At 60.7% G+C, this 16,260-nt stretch carries 16 protein-coding genes and 1 pseudogene; 8 read left to right on the top strand and 9 right to left on the bottom strand.

Features of this window, described 5'->3' with window-relative positions; all coding sequences use genetic code 11:
* Positions 1-186: 186 nt before the first annotated feature.
* Together EV130_RS27980 and EV130_RS32750 are read right to left on the bottom strand one after the other, a co-directional pair.
* Positions 187-1,377 carry a DUF1173 domain-containing protein gene (locus tag EV130_RS27980; RefSeq protein WP_026188839.1) on the bottom strand — a complete coding sequence of 397 codons (1,191 nt, stop codon included), beginning with the start codon at positions 1,375-1,377 and terminating at the stop codon, positions 187-189.
* 599 nt (positions 1,378-1,976) lie between these two features.
* A complete protein-coding gene (locus tag EV130_RS32750; protein ID WP_010011691.1) occupies positions 1,977-2,171 on the bottom strand; it encodes a hypothetical protein in 195 nt (64 codons plus the stop codon).
* A 101-nt stretch (positions 2,172-2,272) separates the two neighbouring features.
* Between EV130_RS32750 and EV130_RS27975 the strand changes: the two are divergent.
* From EV130_RS27975 to EV130_RS27965, 3 genes and pseudogenes are all read left to right on the top strand, one after another.
* A pseudogene (locus tag EV130_RS27975) lies at positions 2,273-3,213 on the top strand (DUF2493 domain-containing protein).
* Positions 3,214-3,297: 84 nt separating this feature from the next.
* The gene (locus EV130_RS27970; RefSeq protein WP_004676093.1) at positions 3,298-3,564 is read left to right on the top strand and encodes a type II toxin-antitoxin system Phd/YefM family antitoxin; all 267 of its coding nucleotides are present in this window, start codon (positions 3,298-3,300) and stop codon (positions 3,562-3,564) included.
* Entirely contained in the window at positions 3,561-3,959 is a 399-nt protein-coding gene (locus EV130_RS27965; protein ID WP_008536014.1) for a type II toxin-antitoxin system VapC family toxin, read from the top strand. Before EV130_RS27970 ends, EV130_RS27965 begins: the two co-directional genes overlap by 4 nt.
* A 127-nt stretch (positions 3,960-4,086) precedes the next feature.
* Here the strand turns inward: EV130_RS27965 and EV130_RS27960 are convergent, their stop codons facing one another.
* A complete protein-coding gene (locus EV130_RS27960) occupies positions 4,087-4,527 on the bottom strand; it encodes a hypothetical protein (RefSeq protein WP_004676094.1) in 441 nt (146 codons plus the stop codon).
* 37 nt (positions 4,528-4,564) lie between these two features.
* Here EV130_RS27960 and EV130_RS27955 point away from each other — a divergent pair, with 37 nt between their 5' ends.
* Both EV130_RS27955 and EV130_RS32745 read left to right on the top strand, forming a co-directional pair.
* A complete protein-coding gene (locus EV130_RS27955) occupies positions 4,565-4,888 on the top strand; it encodes a DUF736 domain-containing protein (protein ID WP_004676095.1) in 324 nt (107 codons plus the stop codon).
* A gap of 345 nt (positions 4,889-5,233) precedes the next feature.
* Positions 5,234-5,401, top strand: coding sequence for a hypothetical protein (locus tag EV130_RS32745; RefSeq protein WP_004676096.1), 168 nt, complete (start codon positions 5,234-5,236; stop codon positions 5,399-5,401).
* A gap of 80 nt (positions 5,402-5,481) precedes the next feature.
* On the opposite strand, the gene EV130_RS27950 is transcribed toward EV130_RS32745, so the two are convergent.
* Positions 5,482-5,787: a WGR domain-containing protein gene (locus EV130_RS27950; RefSeq protein ID WP_004676097.1), complete on the bottom strand. Its 306-nt coding sequence runs from the start codon at positions 5,785-5,787 to the stop codon at positions 5,482-5,484.
* Between the two features lie 502 nt (positions 5,788-6,289).
* On the opposite strand from EV130_RS27950, the gene EV130_RS27940 reads away from it, so the two are divergent.
* On the top strand, positions 6,290-6,772 hold the full coding sequence (locus tag EV130_RS27940; protein WP_004676098.1) for a hypothetical protein: 483 nt from the start codon (positions 6,290-6,292) through the stop codon (positions 6,770-6,772).
* A 154-nt stretch (positions 6,773-6,926) separates the two neighbouring features.
* A complete protein-coding gene (locus EV130_RS27935) occupies positions 6,927-7,193 on the top strand; it encodes a type II toxin-antitoxin system prevent-host-death family antitoxin (RefSeq protein ID WP_004676099.1) in 267 nt (88 codons plus the stop codon).
* A gap of 11 nt (positions 7,194-7,204) precedes the next feature.
* On the opposite strand, the gene traG is transcribed toward EV130_RS27935, so the two are convergent.
* The 3 genes from traG to EV130_RS27920 are packed head-to-tail and all read right to left on the bottom strand — an operon-like array spanning position 7,205 to position 9,631.
* Positions 7,205-9,124 carry a Ti-type conjugative transfer system protein TraG gene (traG, locus tag EV130_RS27930; protein ID WP_004676100.1) on the bottom strand — a complete coding sequence of 640 codons (1,920 nt, stop codon included), beginning with the start codon at positions 9,122-9,124 and terminating at the stop codon, positions 7,205-7,207.
* Positions 9,115-9,354, bottom strand: coding sequence for a conjugal transfer protein TraD (locus EV130_RS27925; protein ID WP_004676101.1), 240 nt, complete (start codon positions 9,352-9,354; stop codon positions 9,115-9,117). The genes traG and EV130_RS27925 overlap by 10 nt, the downstream gene beginning before the upstream one ends.
* A complete protein-coding gene (locus tag EV130_RS27920; protein ID WP_004676102.1) occupies positions 9,344-9,631 on the bottom strand; it encodes a TraC family protein in 288 nt (95 codons plus the stop codon). Before EV130_RS27920 ends, EV130_RS27925 begins: the two co-directional genes overlap by 11 nt.
* A 173-nt stretch (positions 9,632-9,804) precedes the next feature.
* Here EV130_RS27920 and traA point away from each other — a divergent pair, with 173 nt between their 5' ends.
* Positions 9,805-14,463: a Ti-type conjugative transfer relaxase TraA gene (gene traA / locus EV130_RS27915; protein ID WP_018247162.1), complete on the top strand. Its 4,659-nt coding sequence runs from the start codon at positions 9,805-9,807 to the stop codon at positions 14,461-14,463.
* Between the two features lie 104 nt (positions 14,464-14,567).
* On the opposite strand, the gene rctB is transcribed toward traA, so the two are convergent.
* Together rctB and EV130_RS27905 are read right to left on the bottom strand one after the other, a co-directional pair.
* Positions 14,568-15,038 (bottom strand): SMa0974 family conjugal transfer regulator, encoded by a 471-nt coding sequence (rctB, locus tag EV130_RS27910; protein WP_004676103.1) that lies wholly within the window; start codon positions 15,036-15,038, stop codon positions 14,568-14,570.
* A 163-nt stretch (positions 15,039-15,201) separates the two neighbouring features.
* Entirely contained in the window at positions 15,202-16,215 is a 1,014-nt protein-coding gene (locus tag EV130_RS27905) for a class I SAM-dependent methyltransferase (protein ID WP_004676105.1), read from the bottom strand.
* Positions 16,216-16,260: the final 45 nt, after the last annotated feature.

The raw sequence follows: 16,260 nt of genomic DNA, 5'->3' as shown, positions 1-16,260 counted from the left end.
CTTGAGGCAATATGCTCATATTTTGACCGCTTGGTAAAACATTTTTTGTGCAGTGCAGCTATGCAGAAATGGCAGAGAGTTCTCTGGGCCGATTTGACCGGGATATAGCTTCACGCATTCGAGATCGCCCGGGCGATGGCTTCCTTTTAGGGCGCCTACGTCGCTGACCAAGGAGGCTGGTGTGGATCATGGCAGCCGCGGCATTTCGCCGTCGGCCACACGCCAGATCCACGGCGTCATCTCGGCTCTCGCGGCGATCATCTCATTCAGTGCAACGTCATAGTCTTCGTCGGCCTTCGTCGGAACGATGAACATGGCGATCGGCGCTGGCTTTGCCTCCGGTAAGGTCACGGAGGCAATCGGCTGGTCGCGCGAAAGATCGAACCGGAGTCCTTTCACGCTTCTTCGCTTCAGGCTTGAGAGCCGCTCCAGGAGACGCTGTTCATGGATGGTTTCGAACGGGATCCAGTTCTCGTTGACCACCATCAGCGCCACTTCCTCGACCGAAGCTATCCCCGCTCCCGAAATGCCGAACGTGGCGATGCCGATGAGATGAAACCCCTCGTTGGATCGCCACAGTTCCAGTTCGGTTTCATATCGGGCATTCAACCGTTTCCACGCACCCTCATCGAGCATGAAGGGGAAAGGCAGGTGGCGCACCAGCATCTTCTGGCCATCGCGCGCTGAGGAAAATTCCTTTACCTCTCCGACGGTCATCATCAGTTTCCGCGGACCGGGACCGGTTAACTGGGCTCCGGCCAACATCGCTGCGCGCCTGGCGGAGATCCCTTCCTTGTCCTCCTGATGAAACACTTCCGGCACGAACAGGATGTCGCTAAGCGGACCGCCGCGGACAATCATCTGTCGCGCTGCGTTCAGCAGGCTGCTGCGGACGCGACCCCAGCCGCGTCTCCCAGCCCACAGCGCCGTCCATTCAGTCAGTTCCCCTGTCTCCCAGAGATAATGGAGCATGGCCTTGAGCGACAGCTTTTTCGGATCGTTTCGCACCGTTTCCGACGGCTCCGAAGATGAGGCCGAAGCCGATCGGTTCCCTCGTTTCGACAGCGAGAAATCGAGTTTCAGCACAGCCGCGCCCGTCGCTGCGTCGATCTGGATGGCATTGCCGATCAATGGACCAAGACCCGACAGCTCATATGGCGGTTCATAGGATGGGCAGCCGGGATCGTGATCTCGTCCTGAAAGCGGCATCCGTTTGATCAGGAATTGGCCATCCATCCGGGCGATATACATCGGCACCGGCGGTTGCCGACACGGGCAAAGTGGCCTGAGCTTCTGTTCGTAAGCGCGTTCGAGCTGCGGCAGAAACTCTGGAGAACTGTCGTCGAACGCCTGGTTGCCGATCAAAAACTGTCGCACGTCGTTCCTCCCTTGCCTGGCCAAAGGCTGATCGAGCCGTAAAAGGAAGGCGTAGCATGAGCTTCGCGGACTTTACTAGCGCAAAATAGTTAGTATGTAAATGTTACGGCCGCTGGGGCCGATTTCAACGCCAAGGCAGGAATGATCGTTAATTTTAATTTTTGGAGGCTGGAATGCACGTATCTTCTTTTGATAATTAGAAGTCAACGGTGCGTTGATTAGAAGTCAGCCGGTCAAAATGTAGAGGCTGCGCCAGCATGAAGTGAGTTCTAATCGCGTGCTACCCAGCCCTTCGAGCCGGCCGGCACTGAACCGCCGATCACCTTGCCGCCTTCCGACTGCCCGATGGCTGCCGGCGTCTCTACATCGCAGCTGACGCCGATGCGGCCGGCCGGCACCCTGTCCACGCGGCAGACGGGCCGGAACCGCGGCGCCTGACGCCGCGGCGAAGCGCCGGGCGGCGGAAGGGAGGTTTCTTGCTGTGCCAGGAATGGCGGGCCGCACGCGGCCCAAGCCAGGGGAAGAAACCTGAGCGACCCGCTGAAGGCCCGCCCGCCGCATGGTAAGGGTCGCCTCTCGGCAGGCCCGCGGGCGGGCGCCTACCCGTGCGGCGACCGGCAGAGACCTGCCATCCTGTAGGCCCTCACGCCCTCACCTTCCCCGTCCGGCTCGATCATGCGGGCAGAAAGGCCAGAGCGTTTCAGAACGAGCTGCGCCCTGAGATTAGCGATGAGCCGTTCCGGACTGAGCCGGCGCAGATCCTCGTTGAAGTCGCCGAACTCCGGGGCAAGCACTAGCGGCAGGATCCCCAGCGCCTACGTATCGAGGGATTGAGCTACCGCGCCCAATCGCCGTCAGGCCGCGAGAGGCGCGGCCCAAATCCGACGGAGACCATCTGAACCTATGTCTTCCCATCGACGACGCCTTCGAGCCCCGCCCCGCCTCGTCCCCAACCGACCGTTTCATCTACGAGATGCAGATCTACGGCCATCGCCCCTTCCAGGATGAACCGGACCCGCGTCCGCTGCCGGAGGAGCCGGTCGTCCAGTCGGCGCTGACCGCCATGTTCGATGCTCTATTCGAAATGCTCGGCGATACCCGCCTGGAGCCCGATCTCGAAGACCTCCTGTGGTCGACGGTCAATCTCTTCCACCGCGCCGGCGAGCGCATCCAGCGGGAGCTTCAGCGTAATGAGGATAGCCAACGCAACGGTCAGCGCGAGCAGGACGGCTCGGAGGTCAAGAGTGTCGAGTTGGAGCGCCTCGTTGCCGAAGGCATCACGCTGCTTGAGCGCCGCAATGCCTTCGAGTTCATGCGCGCCTATGCGGGCGACCACTTCGAAGCCAATGCGGCTCGGCATGGCGGCCGCGGACGGGCTCCAAGGTCAGCCACGCCAACATGACCGCGGCGATGATCGACTCCAGAGACTTTCCATCCGCCCGCCGGCGCGCCGAGACCGAAGTGCTGATCCCGGCAGGCACCAAGATCGCCTTCGGCGGCGGCATCGACTACAATGATCACGAACGAATCTGGGCGAAACTCGATCAAGCCCTCGCCAAATATCCCGACATGGTGCTGCTGCACGGCGGCTCGCCGAAGGGCGCCGAACGTATCGCTGCCTGCTGGGCAGAAGCGCGCAAGGTGATACAGATCGCCTTCAAGCCGAATGGACGAAGCACGCCAAGGCCGCACCGTTCCGCCGCAATGACGACATGCTCTCGGTCATGCCGGCTGGCGTCGTCATCTTCCCCGGCTCCGGCATTACCGGCAATCTTGCCGACAAGACCCGCCGACTTGGCATCTCCGTTTTGGCAAGCGGCGGGAGATGGCGCGTAAGCGCCATCTGTCCATACGGCTGAAGGAGATGCTTGCATTTCGCAAAAATTGTGTACACATTTGCCGCTGAAACGGAGCTTCGCCATGACCCAATCTCGGCAGCAGATACCATCTCCCCGCCGTGTCGGCGTGCGGGAATTTCGCGGCAACCTGACGTCTTTCCTCAAGCAGGTCGAAGACGGCCAGCGGTTCGTCCTGACGTCGCATCACAAGGTTGTCGCCGAAATCGGCCCGCCGTCAGCCGGCGTCGTCATGCGGAAACCAGGCGCGTTGCGCGGAAAGATCAAAGTTGCCGATGACTTCGATGGTCTGCCGGCGGATGTTCTGAAGTCCATGGAAGACGGGACGTGAGGCTGCTGCTCGATACACATGCCTTGCTGTGGTGGCTGAACGACGACGAGAAGCTAGGGAACCATGCGCGTCGCCTTATTGGCGATCCCGAGAATGATGTCCTCGTCAGTGCTGTCTCCCTTTGGGAAATCACTGTGAAGCTGCGCATCGGCAAACTTGATGCCGATATCGAAGAGATTGTTGCGATTTTGCCGGATCAAGGTTTCGACCGGCTGGATATCTCGGACGCGCATCTTATCGCTCTCGCTGCTCTTCCACTTCATCACCGCGATCCTTTCGATCATCTGCTCATGGCGCAAGCCGTGGCGGAGGGAGCGTATTTGGTTTCGGACGATCAAAATGTCGCGCTTTATGGCATTCCGTTTGTGACTTGCTCCGATCCTGTTGCCTTGTGATCTCACCGAGCTTGGCTCCGCGGATGAAGCCGGCTCACATCGTTCCGGTTGCGTGTTTGCCAATGGCGATGTACCTGGCGACCCATCGGCGGCTCAGGTGCTTGGGAGCGGGCACGTTTGGGGAAGATCACTCATTCGACGCCCGCGTGAACAGCTTCACCCGGGATTGGAGCACGGTCTGCAGACGGCAATGCGGTGCCGCGGCGACCTCGCCGATCAGCAGAAATGTTATCGAGGTGCTCACAGCCTGCCGCAGCCGGGAGCGGGCGAGGGTATTATGTTGATCGACATGCGGGCGAAGCGTCCGTGGAGTGTGCGGCCAATATCCCCCAGTGCTTGGACCGGGAGGCCATGGTTTGTTGTCTCCTTCGATTGCCCCGAACCATTCCCGTTTTATATCGCTCGTATAGACGACCGCCTGCTTTGGCGGCCAACCCCTGAAGGGGTAAGACTCGCCCGAAATTTTTGCAAATTCGATTTCGGTTCGTTTATCCTGGTGGAAAATAGAATTTTGCAAAATTTTCAGGCGAGCTGACCGCAGCAGGTCGGCCGTCTCTTCGTGCGCCATCGGGAATGGTCCCGAGCAACCGAAGGAGACAACAACCATGGCCACCACGATCGCAACGCTCACGCAGAAGACCGACGGCATCCTCGAAGGCGTCTTCGCCACGATCCGGGTCAACGCCCCGATCGCCATCGTCCCAAATGCCAGCAAGGCAAGCGAAGAAGCGCCCGACTACCGCGTCATTCACCGCAAGACGGGCTTCGAGATCGGCGCCGCCTGGAACCGCATCGCGCGGCAGACCGGCGAGGAATACCTCTCAGTGAAGCTTGAGGCTCCCGAGATCGGTGTGATCTTCGGCAATCTCGCACCGGCACCCGGCGGCGATCCTAGCAAGAAGGTGATCCTCTGGAACAGCCCGAACTGAAGAACAAAGCGAGCGGCCTCGAGCAATCGGGGCCGGCTTCGCCGTATCTCAGGTTTTGCGCGCAATAGCGGGATTGAAAGCGGGCATCGAGCCCGCCTTCAATCCTCCTGTCGTGCCACACGAGACCAAGGACCCTGTCTGCTCAGATACTTGAAGTCTGCCGTGAGGCTCGTGCCGCCTCAAGGACTTCGCGGCCCCTCCAATTTTCAGCCGGCGCCCTGAAGGGCACCGTCAGAAAATCGGTTCCTCCGCTCGCCGGCTCCGCCGGTCGCTGACGCGATCCTTGACCCGGCCCGATCCTCACGACCCCGGGCGTCATCTTTCACATTTCAGGAGACGACGACGATGACGATTGCACTCGAAATTCAGGTTGAGGAACTGCGGGCCGAGCTCAGGAACGCCGATCCGGCTGAGCGCCGCCAGATCGAAGCGGAGCTGGAGATCGCTCGGGCCGAACTGAGGGTAGCGATCGCCGAGCAGGAGGGCGCCATCGACGCCGCGCCACCCTTCTGAGGCGGCGTTTGCCTCCTCGCCTGGGCCGGTACGCCGGATCGACCGGCGCGTCGACCCGAAGCTGCGCTTCACGCCGATAATTACCGGCAAGGACCAGGAAGACTTCCGCGGACAGCCCGGACCATGGGTTCCCGTCCGACATTTGTGTTCGGCCTATAGCCGCGCGCCCGTTTTGATCGGAGAAGTTCGAGGAACATACGGACTGCATCCTCCTCTCTGTCGAAGTGATGCACCATGGCTTGTCCGATCGTTCCGATGCGTCCCCATCGCCGCGTCAGGCATGGTGTGCCGAACAACGTCGGTTCGATTGCGAGCGCGTAGAAGCGCGCCATGTTTTTCGTCGCGTCCCTGCGTTCGATGTAGAGCTGATAGGGTTGAGTGAGCATGACGGAGAGTCGCCTCTTCCAGCTTTTGCGTCTAACGACACTTATGAATCGGTCGGCCCACACCGATTCATTTTTGTGATGATCGTTGAAGCCGAAGATCATGGATTTGGGCGAGCCGGCCAATCGGCGGCCGGGTGCTATTCGCTCCGCTCACGGAGCCCGAACACCGTCTCCGCCTCCGGTCACGCCCCCTCTCGCGGAATGACGTGAGCGAATTGCCCAGCCGCAGGGCGGCGGTTCTATCCTCGACACCTCCTGCCGGCTCACGCCGGAAACGGTCGCGTCCCCTTCGGGTCCGCGGGTCTCTTCTCTCTCTGACGTCCAATTTTACTCCAGCAAATCCGGCGTCAAGGACGGCGCGTCTCCCCCAATTTTTCCGCTGCTGCGTTTCACTGCGCTCTGGAAAAATCGGTTCCCCCGCTTGCGAGCCGCGTTCCGCGGTCCTTGACCCCTCTTTGCAAGAGAGTGGCCGATCTCCGTCATCAACGAAGGAGATCACATTATGACAACCGATCAGAACCTTATACTCTACACCAAGTTTGCCGGCTTCCGGCTCGTCGTCCTGGCAAACCGCTTCGGCTGCGACAGCGATTTTTCGCGAGAGCTTCACGATCGCCTGGTTGAGGGGCTCGACGCGGCAATCGATCGGATCAGCGTCATCATGGAATTGGAACGAAGTGTTCTCATCGGGGAGGATGAATTCGCCGAATATCAGCTGGAGGGCGAGATCGAGATTTTCGGGCGCTTCACTATCAATCTGCTGGACGAACTCGAAATTGATTACGACACGCATGAATTCCGCGTCAACGGCGGCGATTGGATGAGCGCTTGGGCTGCCGACGACACTGGCGTCGATATCAACTATCCTGAGCTCGTTGCGCTGATTGCGGACGAACTCGGCTCGCTGGCGCCGATCATCAAGGATATCACGTTGGCAACTCGCATCCCGGTCTATGCGGGGCGCGTCGTTTGGTCATGGTGGTAGCAGCACCATCTCACATACTGAGAGGCGACAGACGAGGTTGCCTCTCAGTTGCCGATGGCCCTCAAGTGAGCCGAGGAAGGACGGCTGCGAAGTTTCACAACAATCGCAGTAATGTTGTAAATGCTCTAAATTCCAGCGATAGCAAGGAAGCCCAATGCCGAAGCCAAGCGGGACGTATTCAACCAGTGACCTCTCACGTAAATCCGGCGACATCATCGCCGAGGCGCTGCGTCATCCGGTGACGATCACCCAGCGGAACAAACCCCGGCTGGTTCTCCTCAATATCGAAGATTATCAGCAACTGATCAGGCAGGCAGACCGACGCACCGTCGGCACTATCGAAACGATGCCCGATGAGCTTTTTGCCGAACTCGAAAACGCCGTCGACGCCTATGCCGGCGAGGACGAGGTGGGCCGCTGATAAAACCACGATCATAGCACCGGTTTGACGAAACGATTGACCTTCGCTGCCTGATCCATCTCCTTTCGCCGGAAGTAGATCGCCCGGCCGCAGCGGATCGGACTATGCCCCTGGACGATGATGATCTGCTCGTCCTTCCTCATCGACTGGGTGATCTCGTGCGGCATGATCAGCGGCCGGCGCTGGAAGTTGACGTTCTCGGATCTCCTGGATGCATTGTTCTTCGTGTCCCAGCCGATGTTGCGGGAACTGCCCTTCACCTCCACCGTCATCTCGCCACATTGCGCAGAGAGGTTGCGCGCCGTGTCGAGCGCCTTGATCGCTGCGTAAGAGGCGAAAGCGCAGCCATCGATCCATGACGTCGCGCCATCCTTCCCGAAATGCCGCTCCAACTGCCCGACCGACTGGTACATCAACATCATCGAGATGCCGTACTTGCGGCCGCGGTCGCGCGCCTCCTCGAGCACCCTCATGTAGCCGAGCAGATCGACCTCATCGAGCATGAACAGCGCCCGGCGCTGGAAGGCGCCGTCGGCCTGCACCATGGCGTTGATGAGCGAGCCGATGATCACACGAGCGATGCCCGGATAGGAGCGCAAGATCGATGCGGAGATGTTGAGGAAGACGTCCTTCTTGCCCGAAACGATATCACTCGATTTGAAGGCATTGCCGCAGACGAGCGCGGCATAGCTGTCGAGCGACAGCCACTGGGTATCCTTCGATGCTGTGGAATAGACGCCCGAAAACGTCTGCTCGGTCATGTTGGTGAAGACGCCGAGCGTTTCGCGGATGAAGGCCGAACCGGAATGCTCCTGAATGTCGCGCAGCATAGCGAGCACCGAGGGCTCCGGTTCGGAAACGATCTGGCGGAGACTGCGCAAGCTTCGCCGGCCCTCATATTCGGGCGAGAGCATCACATGGGCGAGCAGACCGGTCAGGAGGTTGTGCGCCTGGTTCTGGAAGTAGGATCCCGTCGAGCTTTCGAAGCGAAGGCTTTCCGACAGCAGCATATGGGCAATGCCGACGATGTCCTCTTCCTTTTGCTTGGATGCTTCGATCCCGTCGAGCACGTTGAAGCCCATGATCGGGTTCGTCGGATCGAGCACCATGACCTCGCGCCCGAGCGCATTGGTGCGGTGCTCGACGACCATGGGCGCGACCTCAGTGGAAGGATCGAGGCAGATCATGGGTCCGGTATATCTGAGCGCCGTCGGCACGACGTTGCTGGTCGTTTTGTATCCGCCCGATCCCGCGAAAAACAGCATATGGGTGGAATCGAAGTCCTGTCTGTAGGTGAGCAATGGCGCCTTCCCGCCCTGTCCCCATGTGCTGCGATCGTTTACATCGAAGGGAAGCGCATGGATGATTTCCTTGTCGACCCGATAACGCTCGCCGACCACGATTTCCCCATCCGGCGGGAACAGCTTTCCTGCTGCCGCCATCGGCAGCCAATCGGCATCTCCAAATATTCCACGCCGGGCACGCTTGATTTCATCTGGCACGACGACGGAGATGCGGGCGGACACCGCCACTGCCATGAAGCCGGCGACGGCAGCAATGACTGCGGCCATATCAAGATAGGACAGCGCTCGATCCCACGGAACGACCCGGGCCTGCACAGTAGGTGCAAGCCGGCCGAATTCGCGCAGCGCATAGAAGGCGGCAACGCTGAGAAAACACAAAAGACTTGCCATGGCGACCGGCCTTCGCCGATGCAGCGGCAAGACCCACACGGTCAGAAGTCCGGCAAGAGGTCCGAACAGTAGAGGCGGTACAGGTGCTGCCCGCAGGAACCAGTGTTCTATCTTCCCGGACATGCCGGCGGCGAGTCCCGGCCATCGCCAGCCAACAATGTAGATTGTGATCGTGGTGACGGCGATCGGTACCAAAACGAGTAACAGGCTCGGATGCGGTTTCCCTCTTAGGCCCATCTTACTTTCTCCTCGAGATGCGATGAACCGTTCCTCAGCGAGGGGGCCTTGAAAGCCTCTTCGCCGATATCGCGCAGCCGCCGATGCTCGATGGAGCCTGGGACGAGCCTTGCCATTTCTATGAGGCCGCCGAGCAGGAACGCCCGATCCGCCTTCGATAGCCCGGCTTTGACGACGATCCCGCCGAGCAGGATCTTTTCGCGCGTGTCGCGCTTGCGCTCAGCCGTCATTTGGAACCTGCCCCTGCGCTCCAGCGCCGCTATCTGCTGGTCGACGCGTTTGAGGAGTGGGGCCAGCGGCGCCTTTCCTTTCCCCCTTCCGAAATCGCGCGGCGATTTCCTCGATGATCCGATCGACCTCCTCGTCGGCGATCTCCATCTCCGCCAGCCCGGTTCTGGTCGCGGCGCGGGCAAACCGCTCGGCCGATTTAACTATCAACAATCGTTTGCGTTCGCGCAGCTTTTCGATCTGGGCGTCGAGATCGGAAATCGATGATTTTGTCGCCATTCCTGGTTCCTTTTCTGCTTTGATGTCGAAGGTGCGATTATACTAACTAGAATAAAACAGTAAAATGCGCTACCGTGCAACCAGAAAAGCGGCATCGGCCCTTCGGTCCGATCTGTTTGAGGGCGCAATATACGTCGCTGTCGCGACGTGCTTGGGCCAGTCTGGAGACGCCAGTGGCGATCATGTTCGTCAGAGCGCAGGTGATCAGCAGGGGATCGGGACGCAGCATCGTCTCGGCTGCCGCCTATCGCCACCGCGCCCGGATGATGGACGAGCAGGCGGGAACGTCGTTCAGCTATCGCGGTGGGGCGGGCGAACTGATGTATGAGGAACTGGCGCTGCCGGATGAGATCCCGGATTGGCTGCGGTCGGCGATATCAGGTCAGTCCGTCAGCAAGGCCAGCGAAGTGTTTTGGAATGCCGTTGACGCCTTCGAGACGCGGGCAGATGCGCAGCTCGCCCGCGAACTGATCATCGCGCTGCCGGAGGAGCTGACGCGGGCCGAGAATATCACGCTGGTGCGCGAATTCGTCCGCGACAATCTCACCTCGAAAGGAATGATCGCCGACTGGGTCTATCACGACAAGGACGGCAACCCGCACATCCACCTGATGACGACGCTCCGGCCGGCGACGGAGGAGGGGTTCGGGGCAAAGAAGGTTCCAGTGCTTGGTGAGGGTGGCAAGCCGCTGCGTGTCGTCACGCCGGACCGCCCGAACGGCAAGATCGTCTACAAAGTCTGGGCGGGCGACAAGGAAACGATGAAAGCGTGGAAGATCGCCTGGGCGGAAACGGCCAACCGGCATCTGGCGCTGGCCGGACATGACATCCGCCTCGACGGTCGCTCCTATGCCGAACAGGGCCTCGACGGGATCGCGCAAAAACATCTCGGGCCGGAGAAGGCGGCGCTGGCGAGGAAGGGCAGGGAGCTCCACTTCGCGCCGGCCGATCTCGCCCGCCGCCAGGAGATGGCCGATCGGCTGCTTTCAGAGCCGGAGCTTTTGCTGAAGCAGCTCGGCAATGAACGCTCTACCTTCGACGAGAGGGATATCGCCAGGGCGCTGCACCGTTACGTCGACGATCCCACCGATTTTGCCAACATCCGCGCCAGGCTGATGGCGTCGGACCAATTGGTCATACTGAAGCCGAAGGAGATCGAGGCAGAGACAGGAAAGGTGTCGGAGCCCGCGGTGTTTACGACGCGGGAGATGCTGCGCATCGAATACGACATGGCGCAGTCGGCGCGGGTTTTGTCGGAGCGTCGCGGCTTCGGTGTTTCCGAGCGGAATGTGACGGTGGCGATCGAACGCGTGGAGAGCATCGAGAGCGGCGATCCCAAAACTCCGTTCCGGCTCGATGCAGAGCAGGTCGATGCTGTCCGTCATGTCACCGGTGATGGTGGCATTGCCGCTATTGTAGGCCTTGCCGGCGCCGGCAAATCGACGCTGCTTGCTGCCGCACGTCTTGCCTGGGAGGGCGAGGGACACCGGGTGATCGGTGCAGCCCTTGCCGGCAAGGCCGCAGAAGGGCTGCAAGACAGTTCCGGCATCAAGTCGCGGACACTTGCCTCCTGGGAACTGGCCTGGGCCAATGGCCGCGATACGCTCCATCGCGGTGATGTGCTGGTGATCGACGAGGCCGGCATGGTGGCCTCGCAGCAGATGGCCCGTGTGCTGAAGATTGCCGAGGAGGCTGAGGTAAAGGTCGTGCTGGTCGGCGATGCGATGCAGCTGCAGCCGATCCAGGCCGGTGCTGCCTTCCGGGCAATTACCGAACGCATCGGCTTTGCAGAGCTTGCCGGCGTGCGCCGCCAGCGTGAGGCCTGGGCACGTAATGCCTCGCGGCTGTTTGCCCGCGGCGAGGTCGAGAAGGGCCTCGACGCCTATACCCAGCAGGGCCACCTGGTCGAGGCGGGCACACGCGAGGAAACGATCGACAGGATTGTGGTCGATTGGACAGAGGCACGCAAACACGCAATCGGTCGCTCGATCTCCGAGGGCAGGGATGGCCGTCTTCGCGGTGATGAACTGCTGGTGCTCGCCCACACCAACGACGATGTCCGCAAGCTCAACGAGGCGCTGCGTGAGGTGATGGCCGGCGATAATGCCCTCGGCGAAAGCCGCAGCTTCCGGACCGAGCGCGGGGCGCGAAAATTTGCCGCCGGCGACCGCATCATCTTCCTGGAGAACGCCCGCTTCCTCGAGCCGCGGGCCAAGCACTCCGGGCCGCAATATGTCAAGAACGGCATGCTCGGCACGGTCACCGCGACCGGCGACAAACGCGGCGATCCGCTGCTGTCGGTTCTGCTCGACAATGGCAATAAAGTCGTCTTCGGCGAGGACAGTTATGACAATGTCGACCACGGCTATGCCGCAACGATCCACAAATCTCAAGGGTCGACCGTCGACCGCACCTTCGTGCTCGCCACCGGCATGATGGACCGGCATCTGACCTATGTGTCGATGACCCGGCATCGCGACCGCGTCGATCTTTATGCGGCGAAAGAGGATTTTGAGCCGAGACCGGAATGGGGACGCAAACCGCGTGTCGATCATGCCGCCGGTGTCACCGGCGAGCTTGTCGAAACCGGCGAAGCCAAATTCCGGCCCGAGGACGAGGATGCCGACGACAGCCCCTATGCCGATGTCAGGACGGACGACGGAACCGCCCATCGGCTCTGGGGCGTCAGCCTGCCGAAAGCGCTCGACGATGCCGGCATCTCCGACGGCGACACCATCACGCTGCGCAAGGATGGTGTCGAGCGGGTCAAGGTCCAGATTGCCATTGTCGACGAGGAGACAGGTCAGAAGCGTTACGAGGAGAGGGAAGTCGACCGCAATGTCTGGACGGCCAGACAGATCGAAACCGCCGAAGCGCGTCAGGAGCGCATCGAACGGGAAAGTCATCGGCCGGATGTGTTCAGCCGTCTCGTCGAACGCTTGTCGCGCTCCGGTGCCAAGACGACGACGCTCGATTTTGAGAGCGAGGCGGGCTATCGCGCCCAGGCGCAAGACTTCGCCCGGCGCCGCGGGCTCGATCATCTCTCGCTTGCTGCCGCCGAGATGGAGGAAAGCCTTTCCCGGCGCTGGACGTGGATTACCGCAAAGCGAGAGCAGGTGGAAAAGCTCTGGGAGCGGGCAAGCGTGGCGCTCGGTTTTGCCATCGAGCGGGAACGGCGCTTCGCCTACAACGAGGCGCGAACTGAATCCCACACCATCGCGAGCGCAAGCGCTGGCGAACCACAGTATCTGATCCCGCCGAGCACGTCCTTCGTTAGGAGTGTCGAGGCGGATGCGCGGCTGGCGCAGCGTTCGTCACCGGCCTGGACGGAGCGGGAAACGATGCTGCGACCGCTGCTTACTAAGATCTACCGGGATCCGGATGCAGCACTTGTCGCCCTGAATGCGCTCGCCTCGGACACCGGCACCGAACCCCGCAGGCTCACTGCTGATCTTGCCGCAGCACCCGACCGGCTCGGCCGGCTGCGTGGCTCCGAGCTGATCGTCGACGGAGGCGCGGCGCTTTCCGAGCGCAAGGTCGCAAAGGCAGCCCTGGAGGAACTGCTTCCCCTGGCCCGGGCCCATGCGACCGGGTTCCGCCGGAATGCCGAACGGTTCGAAATGCGTGAGCAGACGCGGCGCTCCTACATGTCATTATCGATCCCGGCGCTTTCCGAGCGCGCGATGGCGCGCCTTATGGAGATCGAGGCGGTGCGCAACCGGGACGGGGACGACGCCTATAAGAGCGCCTTTGCGCTTGCCGCCGAGGACCGCTCGGTCGTGCAGGAGATCAAGGCGGTCAGCGAAGCGTTAACGGCACGCTTCGGCTGGAGCGCATTCACCGCGAAGGCGGATGCGGTTGCTGAACGCAATATGACCGAGCGTTTGCCGGAAGATCTGACGGCCGGCCGGCGCGAGGAGCTGGCCCGGCTGTTCGAAGCGGTCAAACGTTTTGCCGAGGCGCAGCATCTCGCCGAGCGGCAGGATCGCTCGAAGATCGTCATGGCTGCCAGTGTTGTTCGGGGCCAAGAGACAGAGAACGGACCGGGGAAGGAGAATGTCGCCGTGCCGCCGATGCTTGCTGCCGTCATCGTGTTCAAGACGTCGGTCGACGATGAGGCTCGATTGCGGGCGCTCTCCAACCCTTTCTATCGCCAGCAGCGTGGCGCATTGGCCAACGCCGCGACAATGATCTGGCGCGATCCGTCGGGCGCCGTCGGCAAGATCGAGGAGCTGCTCCGGAAAGGCTTTGCTGCTGATCGAATCGCCGCCGCGGTGACCAATGATCCGGCCGCCTATGGGGCTTTGCGCGGTTCTAATCGCCTGCTGGACCGGATGCTGGCGTCCGGCCAGGAGCGGAAAGAGGCGATGCGGGCCGTGCCGGAAGCTGCAGCGCGCCTGCGCGCGCTCGGTGCGGCCCACCTCAATGCCCTCGATGCCGAACGCCAGGCTATCACGGACGAACGGCGGCGCATGGCGGTTGCCATTCCAGCTCTTTCGAAAGCTGCGGAAGAGGCTTTGGCGCACCTGACGGTCGAGGTGAGGAAGGACAGCAGGAAGCTGAGTGTTTCCGCCGCTTCCCTCGAGCAGGGCATTGCCCGGGAGTTTGCCGCTGTCAGCCGAGCGCTCGACGAGCGCTTCGGTCGCAATGCCCTCGTCCGGGGTGACAAGGATCTTGTCAACCGCGTGCCGCCGGCGCAGCGTCGAGCTTTCGAGGCGATGCAGGAGCGGCTGAAGGTCCTGCAGCAGACTGTCCGTCTGCAGAGCAGTGAGCAGATCATAGCGGAGCGGCGCCAAAGGGCTGCTAGCCGCGCTCGCGGCATCAACCTCTGAGACTCGAAGAAAAGCGGGGGGACGAAATGGTTGGTCGATTGGAAAAGCACTACGACCCGATTGTCCCGAGATCGATCTTCCTTTGGGTGGCGGAGCGGTCGAAGCTACTGTTCGTCCGTTCCGCAGCGGTCGTTGTAGAGGCGATTGCAGGTTTCACCAGATCGGGTGCCGTCTGCGTGAAGCCACTCTATAGCCCCCTCGGACACGGACGTGGCCAGAAACAAGCCTGCTTCCAGCAGCGCGCGGATGCCACAGAAAGTGACGAGGTCTCGCGCTGAGACCGTGAAGAACAGGCTTTCACTGGTCGGCCTTATGATCGCGCCTCCACCTTCGAAAGCTAGAAACCTGTCAGGTCCCACGGAGACGAGGGATTGGTAGAAGTCCTCGATTTGCGTGCAGATCTTGTCGGCAACGTGCTGCGTGCGCGTGATTGCGACACACGCTTCGGCGACGTGCACGCACTTTGGAACATCTTCCTCACCCGCGAATGATGGCGCTCGTGGCAGGACCAGATGCGCGTTGCACGGCGGGCTCAGCTCAACGAAGTGACGGACTTCGCCAATCGATTTCTTCATGCTGTTCCTGCCTATTTGGAGAAAAAAGGCTTTTAGAGGTGGCAAAGCGCTGAGGGCTGCTCAACGTGATGGAGCGCTTTCTGCTGACGCGAACGTTGTTCCAGTTGAGGCTCGTGAAGACGTGACGCAGTTGCGCTTACGCGACGGTGAAGATGAGGAATCGCTAAAGGGTCCAAGATCGCCCCGATAGCCGCCTTGCTTCGGATTCCGGGTAAAGGCGGTAGGGAAGGTCCGCATAGACATATTCTGCCGGAATCGCGGGTGGGGACAGCTTCGATAGGAACAGGTCGAGATTCTCCCGACTGTTGCTGGAGACAAGCGTGTAGAAATTGCCGCTGTTCCAGGTGACGAATGAGTGTCCAAAGAACCGGCGTAGTGTTTCGCTCATCTCCGAAAGGGTGACTTCGTTTCGATCCATTCGCGTTAGCACCGTCTCTTCCTTGGCGCGAATATCTGACGCGCTGAAGAAGCGAGCTTTGAAGCTATGGTCCTTCTGGCGTTCCCGCCGCCGATATTCCTCGGCGTCTTCATGCCTGAACTTCTCGACGAACATGAAGAGCCCGTTGGTCTTGAGATGCTGCGAGACGAAACGGATCTGATCGAAGCGATTTGGCGAATACATCTGGAAAGTCGTGTCCTCGAGGATGATATCGAAACCGCTGCCAAACTTTCGGAGCTCCACGTCTTCTTGGACCCTTTGCGATGTCAAATAATGAAATGGTCCGTGAAAAAACATGGCATGAGGAGGAACGCCATAGGCATAGAAGCTTCTAAGGTTTTCGACGTTGGGACTGCATGACAGTGTTTCTATCCTGCCCTTGCCAAGTTCGCCGATCACACGAGCCATCGTCCCCTCGGCTGTACCTAGCGTGTAGAGTTGCAGTTGACCCTTTCTGGCCCGCGCGTATTTGAGGATCGCGCCGCCTATGCGGCACTCCTCTTCGAGGCGGTAGGGTATGCTGCTCAAGTAGTGCTTATCGAATGGACCTCGGCGCAGCGGATGAAGGGCTGAAAAGCGCCTGAACGTCATGTCCACTGGGAACAAGCGGCGATCGAGCTCAGGCGGACGGATAGGCATTCCGGCCTCACCGGATGCGGTGGTCGAAAAAAACTCAGAAAGCTCGTTAAGGCGAGGGGCACGGTCGCACTCCTCAATGAAGTCGGCAAATTCACGCATGCGAAAGCCTGCCTTTCTCTCGCACCATCGCGTTTTTGGGGTTCA

It is taken from the genome of Rhizobium azibense (genome assembly GCF_004342325.1).
Lineage (GTDB): Bacteria > Pseudomonadota > Alphaproteobacteria > Rhizobiales > Rhizobiaceae > Rhizobium > Rhizobium etli_B.
The sequence above is the reverse complement of the archived record's forward strand: the minus strand, read 5'-3'. Positions and strand labels throughout refer to the sequence as shown.

What these genes read in the sequence shown, in the direction of transcription:
- EV130_RS27970 (WP_004676093.1), top strand. Translation starts at nt 3,298, where the DNA reads ATGACCCAATCTCGGCAGCAGATACCATCTCCCCGCCGTGTCGGCGTG.
- EV130_RS27960 (WP_004676094.1), bottom strand. Translation starts at nt 4,527, where the DNA reads ATGGCGCACGAAGAGACGGCCGACCTGCTGCGGTCAGCTCGCCTGAAA.
- EV130_RS27955 (WP_004676095.1), top strand. Translation starts at nt 4,565, where the DNA reads ATGGCCACCACGATCGCAACGCTCACGCAGAAGACCGACGGCATCCTC.
- EV130_RS32745 (WP_004676096.1), top strand. Translation starts at nt 5,234, where the DNA reads ATGACGATTGCACTCGAAATTCAGGTTGAGGAACTGCGGGCCGAGCTC.
- EV130_RS27950 (WP_004676097.1), bottom strand. Translation starts at nt 5,787, where the DNA reads ATGCTCACTCAACCCTATCAGCTCTACATCGAACGCAGGGACGCGACG.
- EV130_RS27940 (WP_004676098.1), top strand. Translation starts at nt 6,290, where the DNA reads ATGACAACCGATCAGAACCTTATACTCTACACCAAGTTTGCCGGCTTC.
- EV130_RS27935 (WP_004676099.1), top strand. Translation starts at nt 6,927, where the DNA reads ATGCCGAAGCCAAGCGGGACGTATTCAACCAGTGACCTCTCACGTAAA.
- traG (WP_004676100.1), bottom strand. Translation starts at nt 9,124, where the DNA reads ATGGGCCTAAGAGGGAAACCGCATCCGAGCCTGTTACTCGTTTTGGTA.
- EV130_RS27925 (WP_004676101.1), bottom strand. Translation starts at nt 9,354, where the DNA reads ATGACGGCTGAGCGCAAGCGCGACACGCGCGAAAAGATCCTGCTCGGC.
- EV130_RS27920 (WP_004676102.1), bottom strand. Translation starts at nt 9,631, where the DNA reads ATGGCGACAAAATCATCGATTTCCGATCTCGACGCCCAGATCGAAAAG.
- rctB (WP_004676103.1), bottom strand. Translation starts at nt 15,038, where the DNA reads ATGAAGAAATCGATTGGCGAAGTCCGTCACTTCGTTGAGCTGAGCCCG.
- EV130_RS27905 (WP_004676105.1), bottom strand. Translation starts at nt 16,215, where the DNA reads ATGCGTGAATTTGCCGACTTCATTGAGGAGTGCGACCGTGCCCCTCGC.